28 protein-coding genes and 1 pseudogene are annotated in these 17,279 nt (G+C 58.1%); 13 read left to right on the top strand and 16 right to left on the bottom strand.

Going from position 1 to position 17,279, the window contains the following annotated elements:
• The 14 genes from JaAD80_RS08315 to JaAD80_RS08270 all read right to left on the bottom strand — a co-directional run.
• A partial coding sequence (locus JaAD80_RS08315; RefSeq protein ID WP_102293747.1) for a hypothetical protein occupies nucleotides 1-1,031 on the bottom strand: 1,031 nt, incomplete at its 3' end.
• Nucleotides 1,028-1,675, bottom strand: a complete 648-nt coding sequence (locus JaAD80_RS08310; RefSeq protein WP_102293746.1) for a lambda exonuclease family protein — start codon at nucleotides 1,673-1,675, stop codon at nucleotides 1,028-1,030. The genes JaAD80_RS08310 and JaAD80_RS08315, both read right to left, overlap by 4 nt.
• Nucleotides 1,672-2,811 carry a RecT family recombinase gene (locus tag JaAD80_RS31835; RefSeq protein WP_308410570.1) on the bottom strand — a complete coding sequence of 380 codons (1,140 nt, stop codon included), beginning with the start codon at nucleotides 2,809-2,811 and terminating at the stop codon, nucleotides 1,672-1,674. The genes JaAD80_RS08310 and JaAD80_RS31835 overlap by 4 nt, the downstream gene beginning before the upstream one ends.
• Nucleotides 2,812-2,923: 112 nt before the next feature.
• Nucleotides 2,924-3,169, bottom strand: a complete 246-nt coding sequence (locus JaAD80_RS08300) for a hypothetical protein (RefSeq protein WP_102293745.1) — start codon at nucleotides 3,167-3,169, stop codon at nucleotides 2,924-2,926.
• The gene (locus tag JaAD80_RS30605) at nucleotides 3,166-3,306 is read right to left on the bottom strand and encodes a hypothetical protein (protein ID WP_180979345.1); all 141 of its coding nucleotides are present in this window, start codon (nucleotides 3,304-3,306) and stop codon (nucleotides 3,166-3,168) included. Before JaAD80_RS30605 ends, JaAD80_RS08300 begins: the two co-directional genes overlap by 4 nt.
• A gap of 234 nt (nucleotides 3,307-3,540) precedes the next feature.
• Nucleotides 3,541-3,720 (bottom strand): hypothetical protein, encoded by a 180-nt coding sequence (locus tag JaAD80_RS08295; RefSeq protein WP_102293744.1) that lies wholly within the window; start codon nucleotides 3,718-3,720, stop codon nucleotides 3,541-3,543.
• 146 nt (nucleotides 3,721-3,866) lie between these two features.
• The gene (locus JaAD80_RS30240) at nucleotides 3,867-4,100 is read right to left on the bottom strand and encodes a hypothetical protein (protein WP_146012318.1); all 234 of its coding nucleotides are present in this window, start codon (nucleotides 4,098-4,100) and stop codon (nucleotides 3,867-3,869) included.
• Between the two features lie 235 nt (nucleotides 4,101-4,335).
• The gene (locus tag JaAD80_RS08290; protein WP_102293743.1) at nucleotides 4,336-4,614 is read right to left on the bottom strand and encodes a hypothetical protein; all 279 of its coding nucleotides are present in this window, start codon (nucleotides 4,612-4,614) and stop codon (nucleotides 4,336-4,338) included.
• Between the two features lie 99 nt (nucleotides 4,615-4,713).
• A complete protein-coding gene (locus JaAD80_RS08285; RefSeq protein ID WP_146012317.1) occupies nucleotides 4,714-5,220 on the bottom strand; it encodes a hypothetical protein in 507 nt (168 codons plus the stop codon).
• Nucleotides 5,217-5,552, bottom strand: a complete 336-nt coding sequence (locus tag JaAD80_RS08280) for an STAS-like domain-containing protein (protein ID WP_102293741.1) — start codon at nucleotides 5,550-5,552, stop codon at nucleotides 5,217-5,219. The genes JaAD80_RS08285 and JaAD80_RS08280 overlap by 4 nt, the downstream gene beginning before the upstream one ends.
• Nucleotides 5,524-6,480 (bottom strand): hypothetical protein, encoded by a 957-nt coding sequence (locus JaAD80_RS30235; protein ID WP_180979344.1) that lies wholly within the window; start codon nucleotides 6,478-6,480, stop codon nucleotides 5,524-5,526. The genes JaAD80_RS08280 and JaAD80_RS30235 overlap by 29 nt, the downstream gene beginning before the upstream one ends.
• 204 nt (nucleotides 6,481-6,684) lie before the next feature.
• Nucleotides 6,685-7,008 carry a hypothetical protein gene (locus JaAD80_RS08275; protein WP_102293740.1) on the bottom strand — a complete coding sequence of 108 codons (324 nt, stop codon included), beginning with the start codon at nucleotides 7,006-7,008 and terminating at the stop codon, nucleotides 6,685-6,687.
• Entirely contained in the window at nucleotides 7,005-7,316 is a 312-nt protein-coding gene (locus tag JaAD80_RS30230) for a hypothetical protein (RefSeq protein WP_146012315.1), read from the bottom strand. The genes JaAD80_RS08275 and JaAD80_RS30230 overlap by 4 nt, the downstream gene beginning before the upstream one ends.
• Nucleotides 7,313-8,098 carry a helix-turn-helix transcriptional regulator gene (locus JaAD80_RS08270; protein ID WP_102293739.1) on the bottom strand — a complete coding sequence of 262 codons (786 nt, stop codon included), beginning with the start codon at nucleotides 8,096-8,098 and terminating at the stop codon, nucleotides 7,313-7,315. Before JaAD80_RS08270 ends, JaAD80_RS30230 begins: the two co-directional genes overlap by 4 nt.
• An 83-nt stretch (nucleotides 8,099-8,181) precedes the next feature.
• On the opposite strand from JaAD80_RS08270, the gene JaAD80_RS08265 reads away from it, so the two are divergent.
• From JaAD80_RS08265 to JaAD80_RS08235, 9 genes and pseudogenes are all read left to right on the top strand, one after another.
• On the top strand, nucleotides 8,182-8,517 hold the full coding sequence (locus JaAD80_RS08265; RefSeq protein ID WP_102293738.1) for a DNA-binding transcriptional regulator: 336 nt from the start codon (nucleotides 8,182-8,184) through the stop codon (nucleotides 8,515-8,517).
• Entirely contained in the window at nucleotides 8,514-8,648 is a 135-nt protein-coding gene (locus tag JaAD80_RS31410; RefSeq protein WP_258002872.1) for a hypothetical protein, read from the top strand. Before JaAD80_RS08265 ends, JaAD80_RS31410 begins: the two co-directional genes overlap by 4 nt.
• Entirely contained in the window at nucleotides 8,645-8,902 is a 258-nt protein-coding gene (locus JaAD80_RS30225) for a hypothetical protein (protein ID WP_146012314.1), read from the top strand. Before JaAD80_RS31410 ends, JaAD80_RS30225 begins: the two co-directional genes overlap by 4 nt.
• 266 nt (nucleotides 8,903-9,168) lie before the next feature.
• On the top strand, nucleotides 9,169-9,459 hold the full coding sequence (locus JaAD80_RS08255; protein ID WP_102293736.1) for a hypothetical protein: 291 nt from the start codon (nucleotides 9,169-9,171) through the stop codon (nucleotides 9,457-9,459).
• A 17-nt stretch (nucleotides 9,460-9,476) separates the two neighbouring features.
• Entirely contained in the window at nucleotides 9,477-9,692 is a 216-nt protein-coding gene (locus JaAD80_RS08250; RefSeq protein WP_102293735.1) for a hypothetical protein, read from the top strand.
• A gap of 76 nt (nucleotides 9,693-9,768) precedes the next feature.
• Nucleotides 9,769-10,008: pseudogene (locus tag JaAD80_RS08245) on the top strand (helix-turn-helix domain-containing protein); the annotation flags it as partial.
• Nucleotides 10,009-10,028: 20 nt separating this feature from the next.
• Entirely contained in the window at nucleotides 10,029-10,196 is a 168-nt protein-coding gene (locus JaAD80_RS30600; RefSeq protein ID WP_180979343.1) for a hypothetical protein, read from the top strand.
• Between the two features lie 27 nt (nucleotides 10,197-10,223).
• Entirely contained in the window at nucleotides 10,224-11,012 is a 789-nt protein-coding gene (locus JaAD80_RS08240; RefSeq protein ID WP_219726796.1) for a KilA-N domain-containing protein, read from the top strand.
• Complete coding sequence (locus tag JaAD80_RS08235) at nucleotides 11,009-11,443, top strand: hypothetical protein (RefSeq protein ID WP_102293733.1); 435 nt, start codon at nucleotides 11,009-11,011, stop codon at nucleotides 11,441-11,443. Before JaAD80_RS08240 ends, JaAD80_RS08235 begins: the two co-directional genes overlap by 4 nt.
• Before the next feature lie 101 nt (nucleotides 11,444-11,544).
• Here JaAD80_RS08235 and JaAD80_RS08230 read toward each other — a convergent pair whose 3' ends face one another.
• Complete coding sequence (locus JaAD80_RS08230; protein WP_102293732.1) at nucleotides 11,545-12,129, bottom strand: hypothetical protein; 585 nt, start codon at nucleotides 12,127-12,129, stop codon at nucleotides 11,545-11,547.
• A 35-nt stretch (nucleotides 12,130-12,164) separates the two neighbouring features.
• Here JaAD80_RS08230 and JaAD80_RS31405 point away from each other — a divergent pair, with 35 nt between their 5' ends.
• From JaAD80_RS31405 to JaAD80_RS08215, 3 genes are read left to right on the top strand one after another with little or no spacing between them, the layout of a single operon-like run.
• The gene (locus JaAD80_RS31405; protein ID WP_258002871.1) at nucleotides 12,165-14,096 is read left to right on the top strand and encodes a DNA cytosine methyltransferase; all 1,932 of its coding nucleotides are present in this window, start codon (nucleotides 12,165-12,167) and stop codon (nucleotides 14,094-14,096) included.
• Entirely contained in the window at nucleotides 14,096-14,878 is a 783-nt protein-coding gene (locus tag JaAD80_RS30220; RefSeq protein ID WP_146012313.1) for a hypothetical protein, read from the top strand. The genes JaAD80_RS31405 and JaAD80_RS30220 overlap by 1 nt, the downstream gene beginning before the upstream one ends.
• 2 nt (nucleotides 14,879-14,880) lie before the next feature.
• Complete coding sequence (locus tag JaAD80_RS08215) at nucleotides 14,881-16,110, top strand: phosphoadenosine phosphosulfate reductase family protein (protein ID WP_102293730.1); 1,230 nt, start codon at nucleotides 14,881-14,883, stop codon at nucleotides 16,108-16,110.
• 8 nt (nucleotides 16,111-16,118) lie between these two features.
• Here JaAD80_RS08215 and JaAD80_RS08210 read toward each other — a convergent pair whose 3' ends face one another.
• Nucleotides 16,119-16,775 carry a hypothetical protein gene (locus JaAD80_RS08210; RefSeq protein ID WP_102293729.1) on the bottom strand — a complete coding sequence of 219 codons (657 nt, stop codon included), beginning with the start codon at nucleotides 16,773-16,775 and terminating at the stop codon, nucleotides 16,119-16,121.
• Between the two features lie 56 nt (nucleotides 16,776-16,831).
• Here JaAD80_RS08210 and JaAD80_RS08205 point away from each other — a divergent pair, with 56 nt between their 5' ends.
• Nucleotides 16,832-17,278, top strand: coding sequence for a nuclease domain-containing protein (locus JaAD80_RS08205; protein ID WP_219726795.1), 447 nt, complete (start codon nucleotides 16,832-16,834; stop codon nucleotides 17,276-17,278).
• Nucleotide 17,279: the final 1 nt, after the last annotated feature.

Raw genomic sequence — 17,279 nt, 5'->3', positions numbered from 1 at the left:
GGCGCGGCAACTTGAGCGGCTTGCTCGGCGGCGCGCGCCACGGCGAGCTGTGCGGCTTGCTCGGCTTGCACAGCTTCATTGGCCAATCGGTCGGCGTCGACCTGGGCCAGCCGTGCGGCTTCTGCTGCAGCGGTTTGCATGTCCAGCAGTTCCTGGCGCTGGCGTGCGATTTCCGCTTGCTCCAGCCGGTTCTGCTCTGCTTGGGCGTCTGCCTGCTTTTTCAATTCAGCGGCATGGGCTTCGCGCTGGCGCAGCTCCTCCGCTTCCTGCTCGGCGACCAGCACCGCGCGGCGGTCGTCTTCGGCTTGGCGTTCGGCAGCGATACGCTCAGCTTCCACCTGGGCGATGCGCCGGGCCTCGGCAGCCGCTTCGCGCAGCTGCGCCAGTTCGGCGCGCTCGGCGGCAATGCGGGCGGCTTCTTCTTCGTTCGCCACTGCTGCGGCATGCAGGCTGGCCAGCTTGGCGCTCACTTCGGCAACGACCTTGGCAGCATCCTTCTCGAATTCGGCAAAGCGCTCCTTATTCACGACGATGGCAGCCACGGTAGCTGCAGCCGCCTGAATATCGGCAGCGGACTTGCCCACCAGTTCCAGCGGCGCATCATGGATTGCCGCAATGTCAGCCTGGATCGCAGTAATGCGTTCGCGCTCCTTCGCAATCGCAGCTTGCTTTTCGGCCTCGACCTTGGTGTCGTAGGCGTCGCGCAGCTCGAACACGCGATTTTCTTCTGGCGTGATCAGCGCAATCAGGTCTTTTTCCTTGGCAATCACCGCCTTGCTGAAGTCTGTCGCGTCTTTGCGTGCGGCCTCACCAACGGCCTTGATGCCGGTGCGAAGTTTCAGCAGGTTCATGCCGATACGGTGTGCCTGCTCGCGCCCGGCCGGATCGATGACGGCGGAGATATCGGTCGAGGCGGCGACCTGCTCTTTGATTTTTGCCTCGTAGTCGACGGCGCCCAATGCTAAGGCCGCGCGCTGCGGCAGGGTGAGGGCGGTGGCGGCCGGCGCGGCCTGGGTGGTTTCGGTGATCATGCTGCCTCCTTCATTCGTAAAATTGTTTCGTTTTCAGTAACCAGTTTTTCAAAATCGACCAGGTCGAGCACCATCGCGTCGATGTAGGCGTCGTCGCGCTCGACGCGACGGAACCACAGCTCTTTGCCGACTGGAGCCAGAGCAGGGCAGTACAGGCAGAAATCCCACCAGCGGCGGCCTGTGATCCACATGCAGCCCTGCACCTGGTCCATGAATTCGCTGAAATCGCCGTTTATCAGAACGTCGCGGAGGCGTTCGGGTGAGATCAGGCATTTGTATTCGCTGCCTCCGTCATCGCCGATCAGCCCGTCCGCACTGGCTCCAAACAAGCGATCTTCGGTAAGGACAAAGCCAGCGCGTTCAACAACGTGACCGCTTTGCACCTCGTGCTCGTGGCGTGCGGCCGGCTCCAGGTCATGGCCGCGTCGCATGGCATAAGTTTCGAATCCTTCGTCGAGCGGCATGCCGCTGATGCGCTCGATGGCCAGGCGGAAGGCGTAATCATTGGCTGCTGACGTGGGCTGGCCTTTGTTTGCACCCGATTTCAGCTTGGCGCGCGCCACCACGAACATGCTGGCGGTGATTACCCCGGCTCGGGCGGCATGCCATTCGGGGCTTCCTTGCTCGCAGGTAAGGATGATCATTTGGACACCTCGACAGCTTCTGCGCGTGCCTTCATTGCAGGGTAGGCGCCGGCCAGCTTGTCCTGCGTGGTCTTGGAGAGCCGATCCCAAGCGCCAACAAATGCTTCCAGGCCCTCTTCAGCGACCGCGCCAAGGTCGGCAGCCAACTCTTCCATTTCAGGCGAAAGTGGGGGAGGGGTTGCACTGGCCAACGGCGCCGCATCAACCGTACGGCTTTGATCTGCAGCCACAGCTTTTGCTTTCAGTCTTTCGTGATCGGCAGCCAGGGCTTTCCGGTTCGGTACGCCAGTGTCAGTCCAGAATTTTTGATACGCAGTTACGCCTTTGCCTGCGGCCGCTTCGGCCGCGTCGATCAATGCTTGCGATGCCTGGGCTGGCGCTGGTGCGCGCATGCCTCCGGTATCCGGCGTAATATCGCGCGCCTCGCGGTTGCCTTCGTCCAGCTCGTCGGGGGTGTAGACACCCAGGATCACGTCGGGGGAGTAGAGGCGGGTCCAGCGTTTCACGGCCAGGTACGCCAGCTGCTGTTTCGGGTCGGTCGCCCACAGCGGGGAATTACGCACGCTGGCCTGCACCAGCAGCAGTTCGAGCACGCGTGGCTCAGCCTCACCGCGTAACGTCGCCCAGATGCGCACGCCCAGGCCATCCTCGTCCTTGAGGTCGTAGTCCGGCACGCGGAACTGGTACTCCTTTTTGTAACCGTTCTCGCCGGGCTTGCCCTTGGCCGGCGCATTGCAGACGCGCGTCTTGCCGATGATCTTTTCCCAAGAGCCGTACCATTCGTAGTTGAAGCGGTCGCGCGTGACACCGCTGGACTGGATCACGGCATTGACCAACTGCGCCTCGTAACCCAGCGCGCCGTTCACCAAGTGCGTTTTCTGCGCCACCGCAAAGGGATTCATGCGCCACTGGATGGCCTGCATGATGACGGCGGCGCAGTCGGCCGGGCTACCGCGCAGGTGCTCCGGGATGGTGGCGCGGCCTTTGGCCATGATGTCGGCCAGGCGCATCATGCTGTCCATACTTGCGCTGTCCAGGATCAGCGAGGCGCTACTGGTGGCTACCACGGGCAGGTCGCCTTGTTCGTACTGCGTTGTCTGCATGGCGGTTCGGCTTTCTTGCGTAACTGCGTTCATGACTTTTTCCTTGTGAGTTTTATGATTTCTGCCTTCAACAGCGCTAGGCGAACGGCGTAGACGATGGCTTGGCCGGCATGCCAGTTGCGCAAGGCCTGGCTGGCCACGTCGATCACGGCTTGGCTGACGACGTCCACTGCGCCTCCCGGTGGGCGCGGCCCAGCTGCTTCACGCGCGCGGCGGATGCGTCCAGGTCGATCAACGCTTCAATCTTTGCGGTGATCAGTTCCTTGCGCAGTTCTTCCAGCCCGGCCAGTTCGCGGCACACGCCGGCCAGGCGCATCTTGTTCATGTGGTGCTGGTGCTGCGCTTGGTAGTAGCGGTGGGTGGCCAGGAGGCGGTGGAAGAGGGCGATCATGGCCGCACCATCGCAGTCACGCCCAGGGCGCCGTCGTCGTAGGCCGCATCAATCAGTGCCGCCAGGTTGCCGATGGCCGCGAAGTGCGCGACATCTTCGGCGCGCGGGCCGGTGCGGATGGTGATCATGTAGCTCATGTCCTGCTCCTCTGGTTAATTGGCTGTTGACGACCCGGTCAATCCGTCGGGCGCGTGATTCCTGCGGCTGGTGGGCCGCCAACACATGACCATCGAGAATCCCTCATGGGACGCCGACACCAGGTGATTAATCTGGCCGTACCTGCTCGGCAATCACCCCGGCAGATTCGATGGTCATGTCTTGGCCGCCGGTTACGCCGGCGAAACGGGCCAGGGCGACTGGCCGGGGTGAAATTAGGCTGCCGACACCTGCGAAGGGCGGAAGCGTTGGCTTTGCGTCGAGCCGTCCAGCACCACTTCCACGAAGTCGCCGCGCACGCCCGGATGCGTTTGCACGAACTTGCCAGGGCGCGGCAGTGGCGCAGTTTTCGTGCCCTTCACATTCACTTTCTGGTCTTTTTTAAAATTCGACATGCTGTGTTTCCTTTAAGGTTGGTTGTGGCGCCGGGCTTCCCCGGGCGCCTGATCCTCACGAAGATCAATCGGGGCATGCTGATCCCACAGGGCATTTTTCTGGCCCGCCGGCCTGTCCCGCCTTGAACTACGGCGGCGGGCGACCGCTAAACTTTTGCCAGCTCTGCAGTCCAGCCCAGCTCGCGGCCATAAAACGTGCCGTTGCAAGACGCCATGCGCGCATCTACTCGAGCCAGCTCATGCGCTTGATTCGGGCTTACTGCCCAGGCAACTGCCTCAAAATTCCCATCCTCAAACTTGATTGACACGTTGTACTTGCGCAGCGTTGCGCGCGCCGGTGGGGCGGTGAACAGGCCGGGCAGGGCGTCACGGGCGCTCATGACGATTAGCCGCGTGCTGGGATTGCGATTGCCGGGATCACTTCGCCGTGGGCGACGAGGACCGCTTCGAGTGCTGCAAGTTCGGCTGGGGACATGGTGTACTCCTGTGTTTGCTTGTTCGATGACGAATATTAGTCCGACTGCTAAGTACATGTCAACAGTCGGACTAATAAATAGTGAAATATTTATCGACGGACGAAAAAAAGCCTCGAATCATCGAGGCTGGGATGCGTATTTAAAAAGGCAGTTCGGGTGGTGGAGGCGGCCGGTAGTCTTGCCAGACGATTTCGTCAGCGTTAATCTGGCTGATCAGCGGCGCGATATCGAACGCGGAGTAGCTACGCGAGAAGCCGCCGACGCGCGGCGACAGCAGCAAAATAGGCAGGGTAGGGAAGAACCGTTGTGCATGGAGCAGGGCGGCCGGGCCAGTGGACGGCCAGGTATGCTCTGGCTGGACCTGGACCACGGCCAACTGAATTTGCTTGATGTTGATGATCGCTGCGCATAGTTGCATGAATGCATTATGCGTCGAATATTGCTAAGTTGGAAGTGATCGGAAATTCTATGAGACTAAAAAGCCCGCTCGCAGCGGGCTTAATGTGACTTTTTGATGTCAAGGGCTAGGGTTCTTGATTCCGTCGAACTTCATTAGAAAAAGACTATGAAGAGATTCTATCAGGGTGAGGGCGTGTACTTGGGCTTTTTGAGCATGAGCGGCAATCAGCTCGCCAGGGATACGCTTACCTGTTTCAAAGTAGTCGCCGGTACAATGATCGAAGAGCATTGCAACGTTTGCAGAGCAAGGATCCATGTAAAGTCCTAAATCGCCACCTTTTTGACGCTTCTTAAGGCGATCCCAACGAAAAAAAAGCTCCTGAAACTTCCCTTTGATCTCGATCTCCAAGGAAACTGCATCATCATCACGACTAGGCTTCTTCAAATAGGTCATCAAGTTGGAAGTGATTTCCTTTACAACTTTTTCAATAAGATCTATTTCTGCACGAAATTCTTTGCGCTTTTCTCGATGATTCGAAGTCTTGTTGTTATAAAACAAGCTTCCAAATGCTAATGCCCAAGCAACCGGGGGGCCATAATCTTTAATTATGTCAGCGAAACTCATTTTCCTGCGCCGAACTTGCGCGATGAAGCTTCGTCAATATAGTGCCAAATACGACTTTTATACATAGAAGTTTTTGACAATATTTCTAGTTTGTCATGTAGGTCGCGCCCTTTGAAGCCCGCGCGGACCAATCCGCCAAACGCTTCCTCCAAAAAGGATGAGCCAAAACCCAGCGCGCCATCTAGATCCACTGTCACTCTGCTACTACTTTGCAGTGCTGGCAGTAGCCAGTCTTCCCTGAATCGCTGGCCTGAATTTGGGCCATCTGTGCGATATCTGCCAGCGGGGTTTTCTGAGAAATTTTTAGGAATTGATATCATCGTATCTTGCATTTTCTTGCTCCTTGCGGAACGGTATAGACCATAGGACGAGGGTGCCAGGCAATCTGCTTTTCATTTTGTGGCATCGCTCTACGCGCCGTTGTGCATTATAGGTCATGCCGCCATGCTGACTCCAAATCGAAAGGCCACCATCCTTAAGCTGCTCACTGAACTCTAACATTTCGGGAAGACCTTTGCCGCGATGCGGCAAACGTGTGCGTGTTAGCTTGCTGTCGATAGCGGCTTGAATGAGGATGCCGTCATTGTAAGTCCGACGCTTAAAGTACTCAAAAAATTTTGGTTTTCGCTTCAGTGAGCCAGGTATCCCAATGCCTTGGTCGTAGATTGCAACAAAAAGCTCATCATCCTTTAGGAGCGACAGCATCCACCACTTGCGCTGATCTTCCGGAGGCATGCCTTTGAACGGATGCTCGTAAGCATGGCCAACGGTGTTCGCAACCGCTTCGTTCAAGCAGTCTGCAAAAGTCTCTTTTGCGGGATGAACGATTCCTTCCCTTGTGGCGCGAGTTAGATCAGAGTACGTGGCTGAGTTGAGGTCTTTTCCATAGTGGTAATGCCAATGCTTGACTCTCTCATGGGCTATAGATTTTCGTGAGGTTAGGCCTAACTTTGACAATGCAGACACATGCTGCAGCAACTCTTCCACTACAGGGTCCCTGGGGTAATTACACGACACTCTTCCGGGATACCGATCTACCCAGAGATCAAGATGGGACAGGAAAATTAGTGTCCCGCATGGATGCACTTCTTCAGTGTTGTCGAAGTTGATCTTAACCCTAAAATTGGCGTCGAGTTTGCTTTTTACAAGAGATAAAAAGTCAAATAACGGTTTCTGATCAGCGACTCCGAGGAAATAGAACTTTTGAGGCGCAAGCACGCGGCATGACCTCAGCGTGGTCACTCTTGCTCGCTTCTTCATCGGAGGGCGCGATCTCGCATGCATAGTACGACAGCACTCGCGTATAAGCCATTGGCGTCTACGAGCAGATATTTTTTTCATTTATTGTAATTGGCTCAGGTGATGTGCATGTTGACAATGAGCATGGTGAGCGTGCTGCTTACCTCTGCGCCGTTTTATAATTTCAGCAGAGCGTCATTTGCCCATCCCTGCTTGTGAAAACGTTTACTTGAGCAGGCGAATTCCGTGCCCTGGAGACGCGATACCCATCAACTTGCCTTTGCGGTAGAACATGATCTCCCGGGCGGCGCCTCCCAGGCACGCATCCATATCAGCATAGGTTGTGATCATCTGCAGGCGCTTCGCCTCGGGTTGCTTCTCGATTGCGTAGACCCAATGCACGGCAAGGTGATCGCCTTCGATGTGCCACTTGGCAAATTCTCGGATGCCGAACTGCACGTCTTGGGCGGCTGCCTTGTTGCATGGCTCTGCAGTGGCCGCGATTGGCAGCGCCAGCACAGCCGCAAAGAAAATAGATTTTAGGATCATGGCGTCAGGCGGTATGTTTGTTCGTAGTGTGCCTGCATAAGCTGGCAGGCATCTTGGGCAATTTTCGCTTCACTCGAACCGGCCGGCAACGCTGTGGCGCGGCTGCGGCACAATTCAACGGCATGCTTGGCGGCAGATTTCTCTTGGGCGAACACTTGCTGTTGGCTTGGAACTGCGCCTTCCGGCTCTCGGTGAACTGATCCATAAACGAAGAACAGCAGGGCTACCAAAGCCGCAGCGACAGCTGGGAAAAGGATCTTCTGTAAAGCGCCACGCGCCGAGTTGTTGCCGCCCGAAGATGGGCTCATAGACGATCCTTGAAATTGCGCGGCTCGAAGCGCACGACACGGCCGACGACATTGCATTCGCCGTTGCGGCAAGGCTCTTGTTTGAAGTCCGGATTTTCGGACGCAAGATACCACTCCCTACGCTCATATTTCAGCCGCTTCACCAGGGCCTGACCTTTGAAGTTGACGGCGAAAACACCGCCGTTGACTCGATTTCTGTCGTGCACGTTAATCACCGCAATGTCACCCTCGTACATCATCGGCACCATACTGTCGCCACGGATTTTTATGGCCAGGAGCCGCTGCGGATCGAGGTCATTCTCTTCAATCCACTGGCGAGGCACGTGCAGCTTGCCACCATCTTCATAGCTTTCCTCAGTCTCAAACCCCGTGGCGCCCGCTTGGAGATGCAGGGCAACCATCTTAATGGGTACTGTGATGGGCGCGTGATTATCGTCGTCGGTCACAGGACGTGCGCCAGGTAGGCTTGCTGCACTGATATCATCGGTATGCGGGGCGACAGCATCCGCGATCTTCCCGGCATGCTCTGCAAGCGCTGGGCTGAAATCGGAAAGCGACACGCCCAACAAGTTTGCAAGCTTTACGCCGGCAGTCACATTTAGCGGAATTTTTCCATTGAGATATTGCGTGAGCGCGCTTTGGCCAAAACCAAGCGCAGCTGCTGCTGCCTCTTGTGAGTGAGGGAGGTTGCTTTCTTTGCGCGAGCGCTGCCACTCCTGAAAGAGAGTTTTGAGCCTTGAGGCATCGGCGAGCTGTTCGTCTGATAAGGGGAGTGCGGGCATCGTAGGAGGTTATAAGGAAAACTAATAATTTTCAAACAGTCAGACTGTTGACATATTCAAACAGTCCGACTAATATTCGTCGCATGAACCCAATTCAAACCATCCGTGTACGCCTGCGCGTCACCCAAGCGGCTCTTGCCAAAGAGCTTGGCGTCACGCAGGGCAACATATCTCACTACGAACAAGGTCAGGAAGTTCCACCGTCGGTCGCAAAGCTGCTGATTAAATTTGCCGCATCAAAGGGGGAGGCAGTTACCTATAACGACATTTACGGCGAGCCCATCCCAGCCTCGCGTCGCGCATCTGATCCGGCACAAGGACCAGGCCACGCTGGCCGCCAGCCGCCCACCACCAATGCCATCTTCGACACCGCGCCTGCGGGGGCCGCCGTCGGTATCGACGTGGGCGCCAAGCCATGATCCGCCTTATTCCCATTTCCCCACCGAGCCCGGCGGACGATTTCGTGCACATCCCGCTGCTCGAACTGCACCAGCTGCCGCCTGGCGTGCCGTTCGATGAATGCCTCAAAGAACTGAAGGAGCCGACATGAACAAAACCGAAATCCACGCGAGGTGGCGTGTCCTGCCAGTCCATCTGGTCGCCAAGCTGTTTGGCGTCCTGGTCAAGGTTGAGGGAATGCCATTCGGTTCGGCTCGCATTTACCGGGCCAGCCCGCAGGTATCCGCAAAAAACGGCTGCAGCGGCTCACCAGCACCTACTGACGCTCCCCTCTCGAAATCCATTCTTGAAGATGAGATGAGAAGGCGCGGAGTTCTTCGAGATACCCCTCCGGGTACTGCGTGAGCAGAGATAGGTCGACGACACGCTCCGTATTGCTTTCCAGCGCGGATAGGAAAGCTTGATCAGTTCCCAGGCCGTTGTGCTTCACAACAGTGCAAAGCAAAACGCTTAACGCTTCGATGCGAGCCTCCAGTTTTGCAACGTAATTTTGATCTACCACGGGGATTTCCTCGAATTGTTGTTGTGGAGATTGCAATGTAGCACGAAGGAATTTCCCGCCCATTTTCGTTGTACCCAAACCCTGTAACACCGACCACCAGGAGAAAACCATGAAACAGAAGCAAAAACGTACTGCGCTCGTCAAGGGCTACATCACCGACGAGAACAAAGATGCCTTGCAAGCCGCATGCACTGCGATGCGCAAGTCAGTTAGCGATGTGCTGAACGAATGCACGATCGTGATCATCCGCAATCATCTGGACGCCAGGCCGAAACGGAATGATACGCCGCCGTTTTCAAGCGGAGCTAGGCCCAAATCAGGAAATAACAGGGCCCAGTTTTTCCCGGCACCGCGCCCGTGTTTCGGCGTCGTCCCGCGCGTCGTGCGGATGCGGGTTTAACGGCATGGAGGCAGCTATTGAATAAACCAGCCGAGGTCACGGCCGAGGAAAAGGAGCTGGTTTTCCAGCGTTCGATGATTTACCGCCAGGCCGAGAAAGACTTGCAGGGCGCGAAGGACGGGGAGGGCGAGAGTGCGGCGAAGGCCGCGCACAAGGAAGCGCGCCAGAAATGGCGCGATGCCACCGACAGGGTGGCGAAGAAATACGAGGTGCCGCGGCGCGAGCCGCCATAACGCAGCCGCACCCGACAGCTACAGCATCGCATGGCCGGATTCGGCCACTTTAATCACCATCAATTAGGAATATGACATGACGCAAACAACTGCAATCAAGCCGTACCGCTCGCTGGACGACGCCCACGGCAATAACGAATTGCTCGACATGCTGCTGGCCAAGGGCCCAAAGAACGACGCAGCTCTGGCACGCGCGCTGGAAGTGGCGCCGCCTGTGATTTCCAAGATTCGCCACGGCCGCTTGCCGATCGGCGCCTCGCTGCTGATCCGCATGCACGAGGTGTTCGACGTGTCGATCCGCGAGCTCAAGCGCATCGCGCGCGCCGAGGTGGCGGCTTGACCTGTTCGACCGCGCAGCCCGAGGCCGGTACCGGCGCGGCGCAGGCCGAGCAGGGCATCCAGCAGCAAGAGCACGGCGAGCGCGAATTGCCGGTCGACCCGGGCCACGTGCGTACGCGCAAGCACTACGAAGCAATGCTGCAGGAACTGCAAGGCCAGAAATGAAAAAAGCCCGCTTGCAGGCGGGCTTCCTTGAAACAACAAAAATTCGCGAAAGAATTTATGACCGAAATTGTACATCACAAAGGCATCACGATAGCGAATACGCTGATCGCGGTCGATAAAAAAGGCCGCTTTTGCCTCAACGACCTGCACAAAGCCGCTGGTGCGGAAAGCCGCCACCAGCCTGCATTCTTCTTCCGTCGCCCGGAAATTCAAGAGCTGGAAGCGGAATTAAACTCTGCGCCCGCACAGAGTTTGTCGACCATCACCACCCAAGGTCGCAACGGCGGCACCTACGTGTGCAAGGAGCTGGTGTACGCCTACGCCATGTGGATCAGCCCCAAGTTCCACCTGGAGGTAATCCGCACCTTCGACGCTGTGGCCACGGGCCAAGCGCCGATCGCCGCGCCCGCGCGCAGCGTGCTCTCGCCGGCCAAGGAATTCCGCGCAATCTTCGGCATTGCGCGCCTGATCGGCCTAGACAAGAATGCTGCGGCTATCAGCGCGAACCAGGGCACGGCCGCGCTCACCGGCGTCAACATGCTGCAGCTGATGGAGCGCACGCACCTGGCCACGCCCGGGCAGGAAATTTATTACACGCCGACGGAGCTGGGCAGCCGCTTCGTCAAGAGCGCCAAGGCGTTCAATCAGTTGCTGGTGCAAGCCGGCCTTCAAGAGAACATTGCCGGCCATTGGGTGCCGACGGAAAAAGGCAGGGAGCATGCCTATGTGATGGACACCGGCAAGGCGCATTCCAGCGGCGCGCCCATCCAGCAAGTGAAATGGCGCGATTCCGTGCTTGCAGAGGTGGCCTTGTGAATAGCCAAGCTGACAATCGCGCGTGCCCGCCTGCTGGCGTAGCCGCCACCCGTAATTCCGCCAACGCCGACCGCGCAGCCGATATCCTGGCCATGGTCAAGCGCTGCGGCGCCGCCACCATCATTGACATCGCCGACGATCTGACCCTGCACCAGGAAACTGTGCGCAAGCGCCTGGCCAAGCTGGTCAAGGCCGGGCACCTCGTGCTGATCGAGGCCGCAGCAACCCATTCCCGCGCCCTGTACGGCATGCCTGATCTGGACGACCAGGCCGAATTCGACCTGTACCGCTCTCGCAGCAGCAACTGGCCGCGCGGTGAGCACGGCCGTGATCCGTTGGTGGAAGCTATTTTCGGTGCACCCGTGACAACGATCGCCTCCAGTCCGCCATGCGCTCATTTTGCACTACAGTTTGCCGAGGTGCATCCATGAAGCGAAACGCCTTCATCCTTTCCCTCGATCTGCGTAGCAAACTGATCCATACCAACTTCGCTCATGAGTGCGATATTGAAAGAGGTGGAGTGATTGCAGATTTACGGAAATTTAGCCAATTCGCGGCCGACGATCTCAATGTGCGCTGTCAGGGGCTGCAGAATTTTATTCAGGCTTCTAGCGATAGATTGGCACTTTGCGGACGTGTTGCTTCCGAAATTTCCATTCACCGAAGCTTCATTAAGCTGAACAATTGTATCGTTGAGATATCCGTGTATTTGCAGAGCAAATTCCATTGTGGGCCTATCCGTATTGCGACGAAATACAGCTTCGATTCCAACGCGAAGACGATCAACGCGATCAATAACGATATTCAGGTCTTTCCCGGAAGTCTCTCGTATGGTTACTTCAGCCTCTTGTGCGGCATAAAAAGCATACGAACGAAATCTTTCGATTATCTGAAGTGCAATCACTGTGTTCTGAAGGTCATCGCGCAATTTTTCCGTTCTCATGCGGCGAGTTTGGCTGCTTGCAATGTATGCGGCACCAGCAATTGCTCCAATGGATCCAATTGCCGGCACCCAATAAGCCCATTGCTCTCTAGTCAACTCGATCGCGACACCTGCCGCGATGGCAATAATGAGGGTGTAGATGCCAATGCCCCAACCGTCAGCCTTGATTCTCATTTCTTTTCCAAAAGTTGTTTGAAAGGAATCTTAGCATGAAGCGCGATTCCTTCACTACGGCCATGCCTATTACTTTCGGTTCGGTATGCAGCGGTCTTGAGGCTGCCAGCGTCGCCTGGGGGCCGCTCGGCTGGCGCGCCGCCTGGCTGGCCGAGATCGAGCCATTCCCCTGCGCCGTGCTGGCGCACCACTATCCGGACGTGCCGAACCTGGGTGACATGACCAAGGTTGCCGCCCTGATTCGCGACGGCTTTGTGCCCGCGCCGGACGTGTTTTGCGGCGGCACGCCGTGCCAAGCATTCTCGATCGCCGGCTTGCGCAATTCGCTCGACGACGAACGCGGCAACCTTTCCCTTGTTTTTTGTGAGATTGCAGATGAAATTGATGCACGACGCGCTGCAGCTGGACTTCTTCCAGCCGTTGTCTTCTGGGAAAACGTCCCTGGCGTTCTCTCCACAAAAGACAATGCCTTCGGCTGCTTCCTTGCTGGCCTTGCCGGCGAAGATGATCCAATCGAACCGGCAGGGGGTAAATGGGCGTACGCTGGTTGTGTGTATGGCCCCGCGCGAACAGTCGCGTGGCGGACCCTCGACGCCCAATATTTCGGAGTGGCCCAACGACGCCGCCGTGTGTTCGTTATCGCAAGTGCTGGAGAAGGGTTCGATCCCGCACAGGTACTTTTTGAGTTCGACGGCTTGCGCAGGGATTCTCCGCCGAGCAGAGAATCGCCGCAAGACATTGCCGGCACAGTTAGAGCGAGCGCTGCGCGCCGTGGCGGAGTGCAGGACGAATGCGGCCTCGGGTTGCAGCCAGTCAGTACCGAGGATATTGGCGGAGCACGACAGGTCGACGGGAAAGACATTGCTTTCGGTGCTTCCGTAGCCGCTCCAGTGGCGCGCAGCGTTGAGCGCCCACGTGGCGATGGTTTGGACACGCTGATTGCCGGTACGCTGCAGGCGAACGGAAAAGCTGCAGGTAGCGCCACGCAGCAAGATGCCGAAGCCGGCATGCTTATCCCTATGGCTTTCGGCGGCAATAACCAGGCAGGCGAAATTCATGTTGCCACCGCCTGCCGCGCGCATGCCGGGCCACACCTCGATTTTGAGAGCGAGACATTCCTGGTTCAGCAGGTGGCGTATCCAATCCAAAACGCTACCCGCGGCAAGGATCAAAACGGCCTGGGTATCGGCGACGCCGGCGCACCGATGTACACGCTAGACAACGGGTCGCAACACGGCGTGGCGCTCGCGCCAATCGCCTTTAGCAGCAAGGACTACGGTGGCGACGCCTGCTACGACCTGTCACCGACGCTACGCGCTGGAAACCACGCCGGCAGTCATGCCAACGCCGGCATCCCACCGGCTATCGCCTTCGACGCGCGCCAGGACTGCGTGAGCAGTACCAGCGTCTTGGGCGCTCTGGGCACGTCCAGCCCGCAAGCGCAGGCGGTCTGCATCATCGGCGACATCACCCACACTCTTAAGGCCGAAGGCTTCGATGCCAGCGAGGATGGCACTGGGCGCGGGCAGCCGATTGTGGCCGCCTTCGCTGAGAACAGTCGCGCAGAGATTCGTCTTGAAGGTGGCGATGGCAGCCGCACTGGCGCGTTGTCCACTGGCGGTGGAAAGCCTGGCCAAGGCGTGCCAATGGTGCTGGCGGGCATGGCAGTCCGTCGCCTGACGCCTCGCGAGTGCGAGCGCCTTCAGGCTTTCCCTGACGACTACACCCTCATACCCTTCGGCCGCACCATGCGCCCTGAAAAGCTTGACCAGGACTGGATCAAATACCTGCTCCGTGGTGGGGTGATGACGCGCGACCAGGTTGCTCGCGCAGCAGCTGACGGCCCGCGATACAAGGCCATCGGCAACAGCTGGGCCGTGTCAAATGTCGCCTGGCTCGGCCGCCGGATTGATGCTGCTATGCGCGCCAACTTCGCGCATGAGCGCGAGATTGCGAGGGTGGCGTGATGTTGGCGAACTCAAAAACGCAAACTATGGTTGAGGAAGGCGCTATTCCATCAAGCAGTCTCTCGATCTGGAAGGCGCGGTCCAAGCGTTGCTTCCTTGTGAACGATATTCAATCCTGTCGGCGTGTGATCCCGAACGCTCAGAATCTCGTACACGTAAAGCTCATCGTCACGAGTAAATGTCACAAATCCACCAACTTCCGGGAAAGTCCTGTCAAGAGGATCAAAAGTTGGGGTGGAGTGGCCATAGGGCCTGGTAGCTATTGGATCTTTTGGATCACTAAAGACAAAGGAAACGGGTGGTCGATTGCCCATTACGAACTCCATAGAATTAACCTAGTTGAAAGATACCATATGGTTATCAGCCCCGCCAAAACAATCCGCCACCATCATGCCATCCAGGCGACGTCAGTCTATTCGCTCGACCGCAAGCGCTGCGCCTGCGGCAAGGCCAGCACTGCCAAGCAGCTGGCCCAGCACGGCAAATGCGCCGCCTGCGCGCTGGCCGCCGTCCGCGACTCGATCATGCCTGGCGACTTCGCCAAGCTGCAGCACATGCTGGGCGCCGTGCCAGAACGCCGGAAATATCACTGGGGTTTGCGTAATTACTACTGCGCGAACATTTCTGGTGCCGCGCGGGAAGCAATGCAGCGCCTGGTCGATGCTGGCCTGGCCATGACCGGCCACGAAAGCGAAACGCAGGCCTACTTCCACGCTACCCGCCAGGGCTGCAAGGCTGCTGGCCTCGACGCCGCTGGCATCAAGCGTGCGATGGAGGACTGACGATGAACCAAGCTGACATTTTCTCTGCCGGCGGGCAGCGCCTGCAAATGACGGATTCGATCGATCTGACGATCCAGTCGCTGCTGGCCTACGGCGCCACGCATGAGCACTGGGGCATTGCCTGGTCGGGCGGCAAAGACTCCAGCGCCACACTGACACTGATAACCTACTTGCTCGACACCGGCAAGATCGCGCGCCCCAAGTCGTTGACTGTCTTCTACGCCGACACCCGCCAGGAGCTGCCTCCGCTGGCCATCGCAGCGCGCCAGATCATGGACGAGCTGGAAGAGCGCGGCATTCGCGTGGAAGTCGTCACAGCGCCGATGGATAAGCGTTTCATGGTCTACATCCTGGGCCGCGGCGTGCCGCCGCCGAACAACAACACGCTGCGCTGGTGCACCCGCCAGATCAAGATCGACCCGATGGAACAGGCACTGCGCGACCGCCTGGACCAGCTCGATGGCCAGATCCTGATGATCACCGGCGTGCGCCAGGGTGAAAGTGCCATCCGCGATCGCCGCATCGAAATGAGCTGCAGCAAGGATGGCGCCGAATGCGGCCAAGGCTGGTATCAGCAGGTGCTGCCGAACGCCAAGGGCCTGCGCGGCCGGTTGTCGACGCTGGCGCCGCTGCTGCACTGGCGCGTCTGCCATGTGTGGGAGTGGTTGCGCCACTGGGCGCCACAGGCCGAATTCGGCGACTGGAGCACGGCGATCATTGCCGACGCCTATGGTGGCGACGAGGCCGAAGAGGTCAATGCGCGCACCGGCTGCATCGGGTGCCCACTGGCGGCTGAAGACAAGGCGCTCGATACCATCCTGCTGAACCCGCAATGGGCCTACTTGGCGCCACTCAAAGGCATCAAGTTGCTGTGGCGCGAACTGCGCGAGCCGCAGCACCGCCTGCGCAAAGCCGGGCGCGAGATCCTGAAAAGTGGCGCTGTGGCCGCCAATCCGCAGCGCATGGGACCGCTCACGTTCGAAGCGCGGCTGATGGGCTTGGGTCGTATTTTGACCATCCAGGCCACGGTGAACGCGGTGGCGCGCGCCACCGGCCGGCCCGAGATCGACCTGATCAACGCCGAGGAGGAGGCGCGCATCCGTGAGCTGATCGCTTTGGAAACTTGGCCGCATGGATGGGACGGTGACGAGCCGATCGCCACGACCATCATGGACACGGTCTACGCTAATGGCGCGGTACAGCCTCGCTTGTTTTCAGAGAGAGAGTTATGAAACAAAAACTATCTCAGCACGGCATTCAGTTGCGACAACGTCTTGCCAATCTCCCCTTTAGCAAGCAGCCACTGACTCCTCAGCAAGGGGCCATACGACTCCAGTTCTCGCCGCGCATCCGCTACTGCGTGCAAGTCCTCGGGACTTTGTGTGCGACGCGCTTGCATATTCAGTTGATTCCAAGCACTTGCGAGGCGATTGTTATAGGAGAAATTCATCGCAAGTCCACCACATGCATTCGAGGCGCGAACGATTTGAGTACGCAACTCGGCAGGCTGAACGATGCCGATTTTAGGAAGAAGTGCATTGAAGATTTCGACAGGGTTTGCCGGCACTGGATATTCCGCCAAAAAAGCTCCGTTCTGCTCATCCGCTTCAAGCATAGGGCCGACGGTAGTTTGAAGTGCCTCAATGTTCATCAAAAGTTCGAGCTCCAAGAGCTCGAGCAACGCGCGCATCTCGTTTGCAGCCGTCCGTTCAGCGCTCTGAGCAGCCAGCCGCTGTTGATGCCAAGGGATCCAGATGGCCGTAAAAATGGCGACTATAGATCCGACAGCCTGGACCCAGGCAGGAGCATTATTACTGGCCCAATCGAGTTGCACGCCGATATATCCAACCGCAAAGCTCACGATTCCGATGCCGCAGCATGCTTGCCAAATTTTCATTTTTATCCAGTTTTTTATTGGCGTAATCGTACCACGGTGCCAATTGGCGGTGGGAAATGAAGCGCTCTTCCATGAAGCCGGGAAAACCCATGGCGCGCACGCCATTTAAGCGCACCACTCCCATGCCCAGCACCGGCATGCTCTCCGTGCAGTCGCACCAGCGCACGGCGCCGAAGCGCAAGGCCGGCATGAAGTCGAAAGGCCCGGTCTCGACGCCGATCCGGCGCGCCGCGCGCGGCCAGGACTGCACGCTGCGCCTGGCTATCTGCAACTTCGACCCTGATACCACCGTGCTCTGCCATTCAAACTTTCTGGTGGACGGGAAGGGCATGTGCCTGAAGGCGCCGGACACGGCCGCTGCGTTTGGTTGCAGCGCTTGCCATGATGTGCTCGACGGCCGGCGCCCGCGCCCGGCTGATCTGTCGCTGGCTGGCCTGGAGGCTGCCTTTCGCGCGGCAGTCAGCACCACACACGAAATCCTGAAAGCTGAGGGACTTTTATGAC

This window comes from Janthinobacterium sp. AD80 (genome assembly GCF_002878455.1).
In the GTDB taxonomy this organism is placed as follows: domain Bacteria; phylum Pseudomonadota; class Gammaproteobacteria; order Burkholderiales; family Burkholderiaceae_D; genus Janthinobacterium.
Note: the sequence above shows the minus strand (reverse complement) of the source record. Positions and strands in the feature narration are given on the sequence as shown.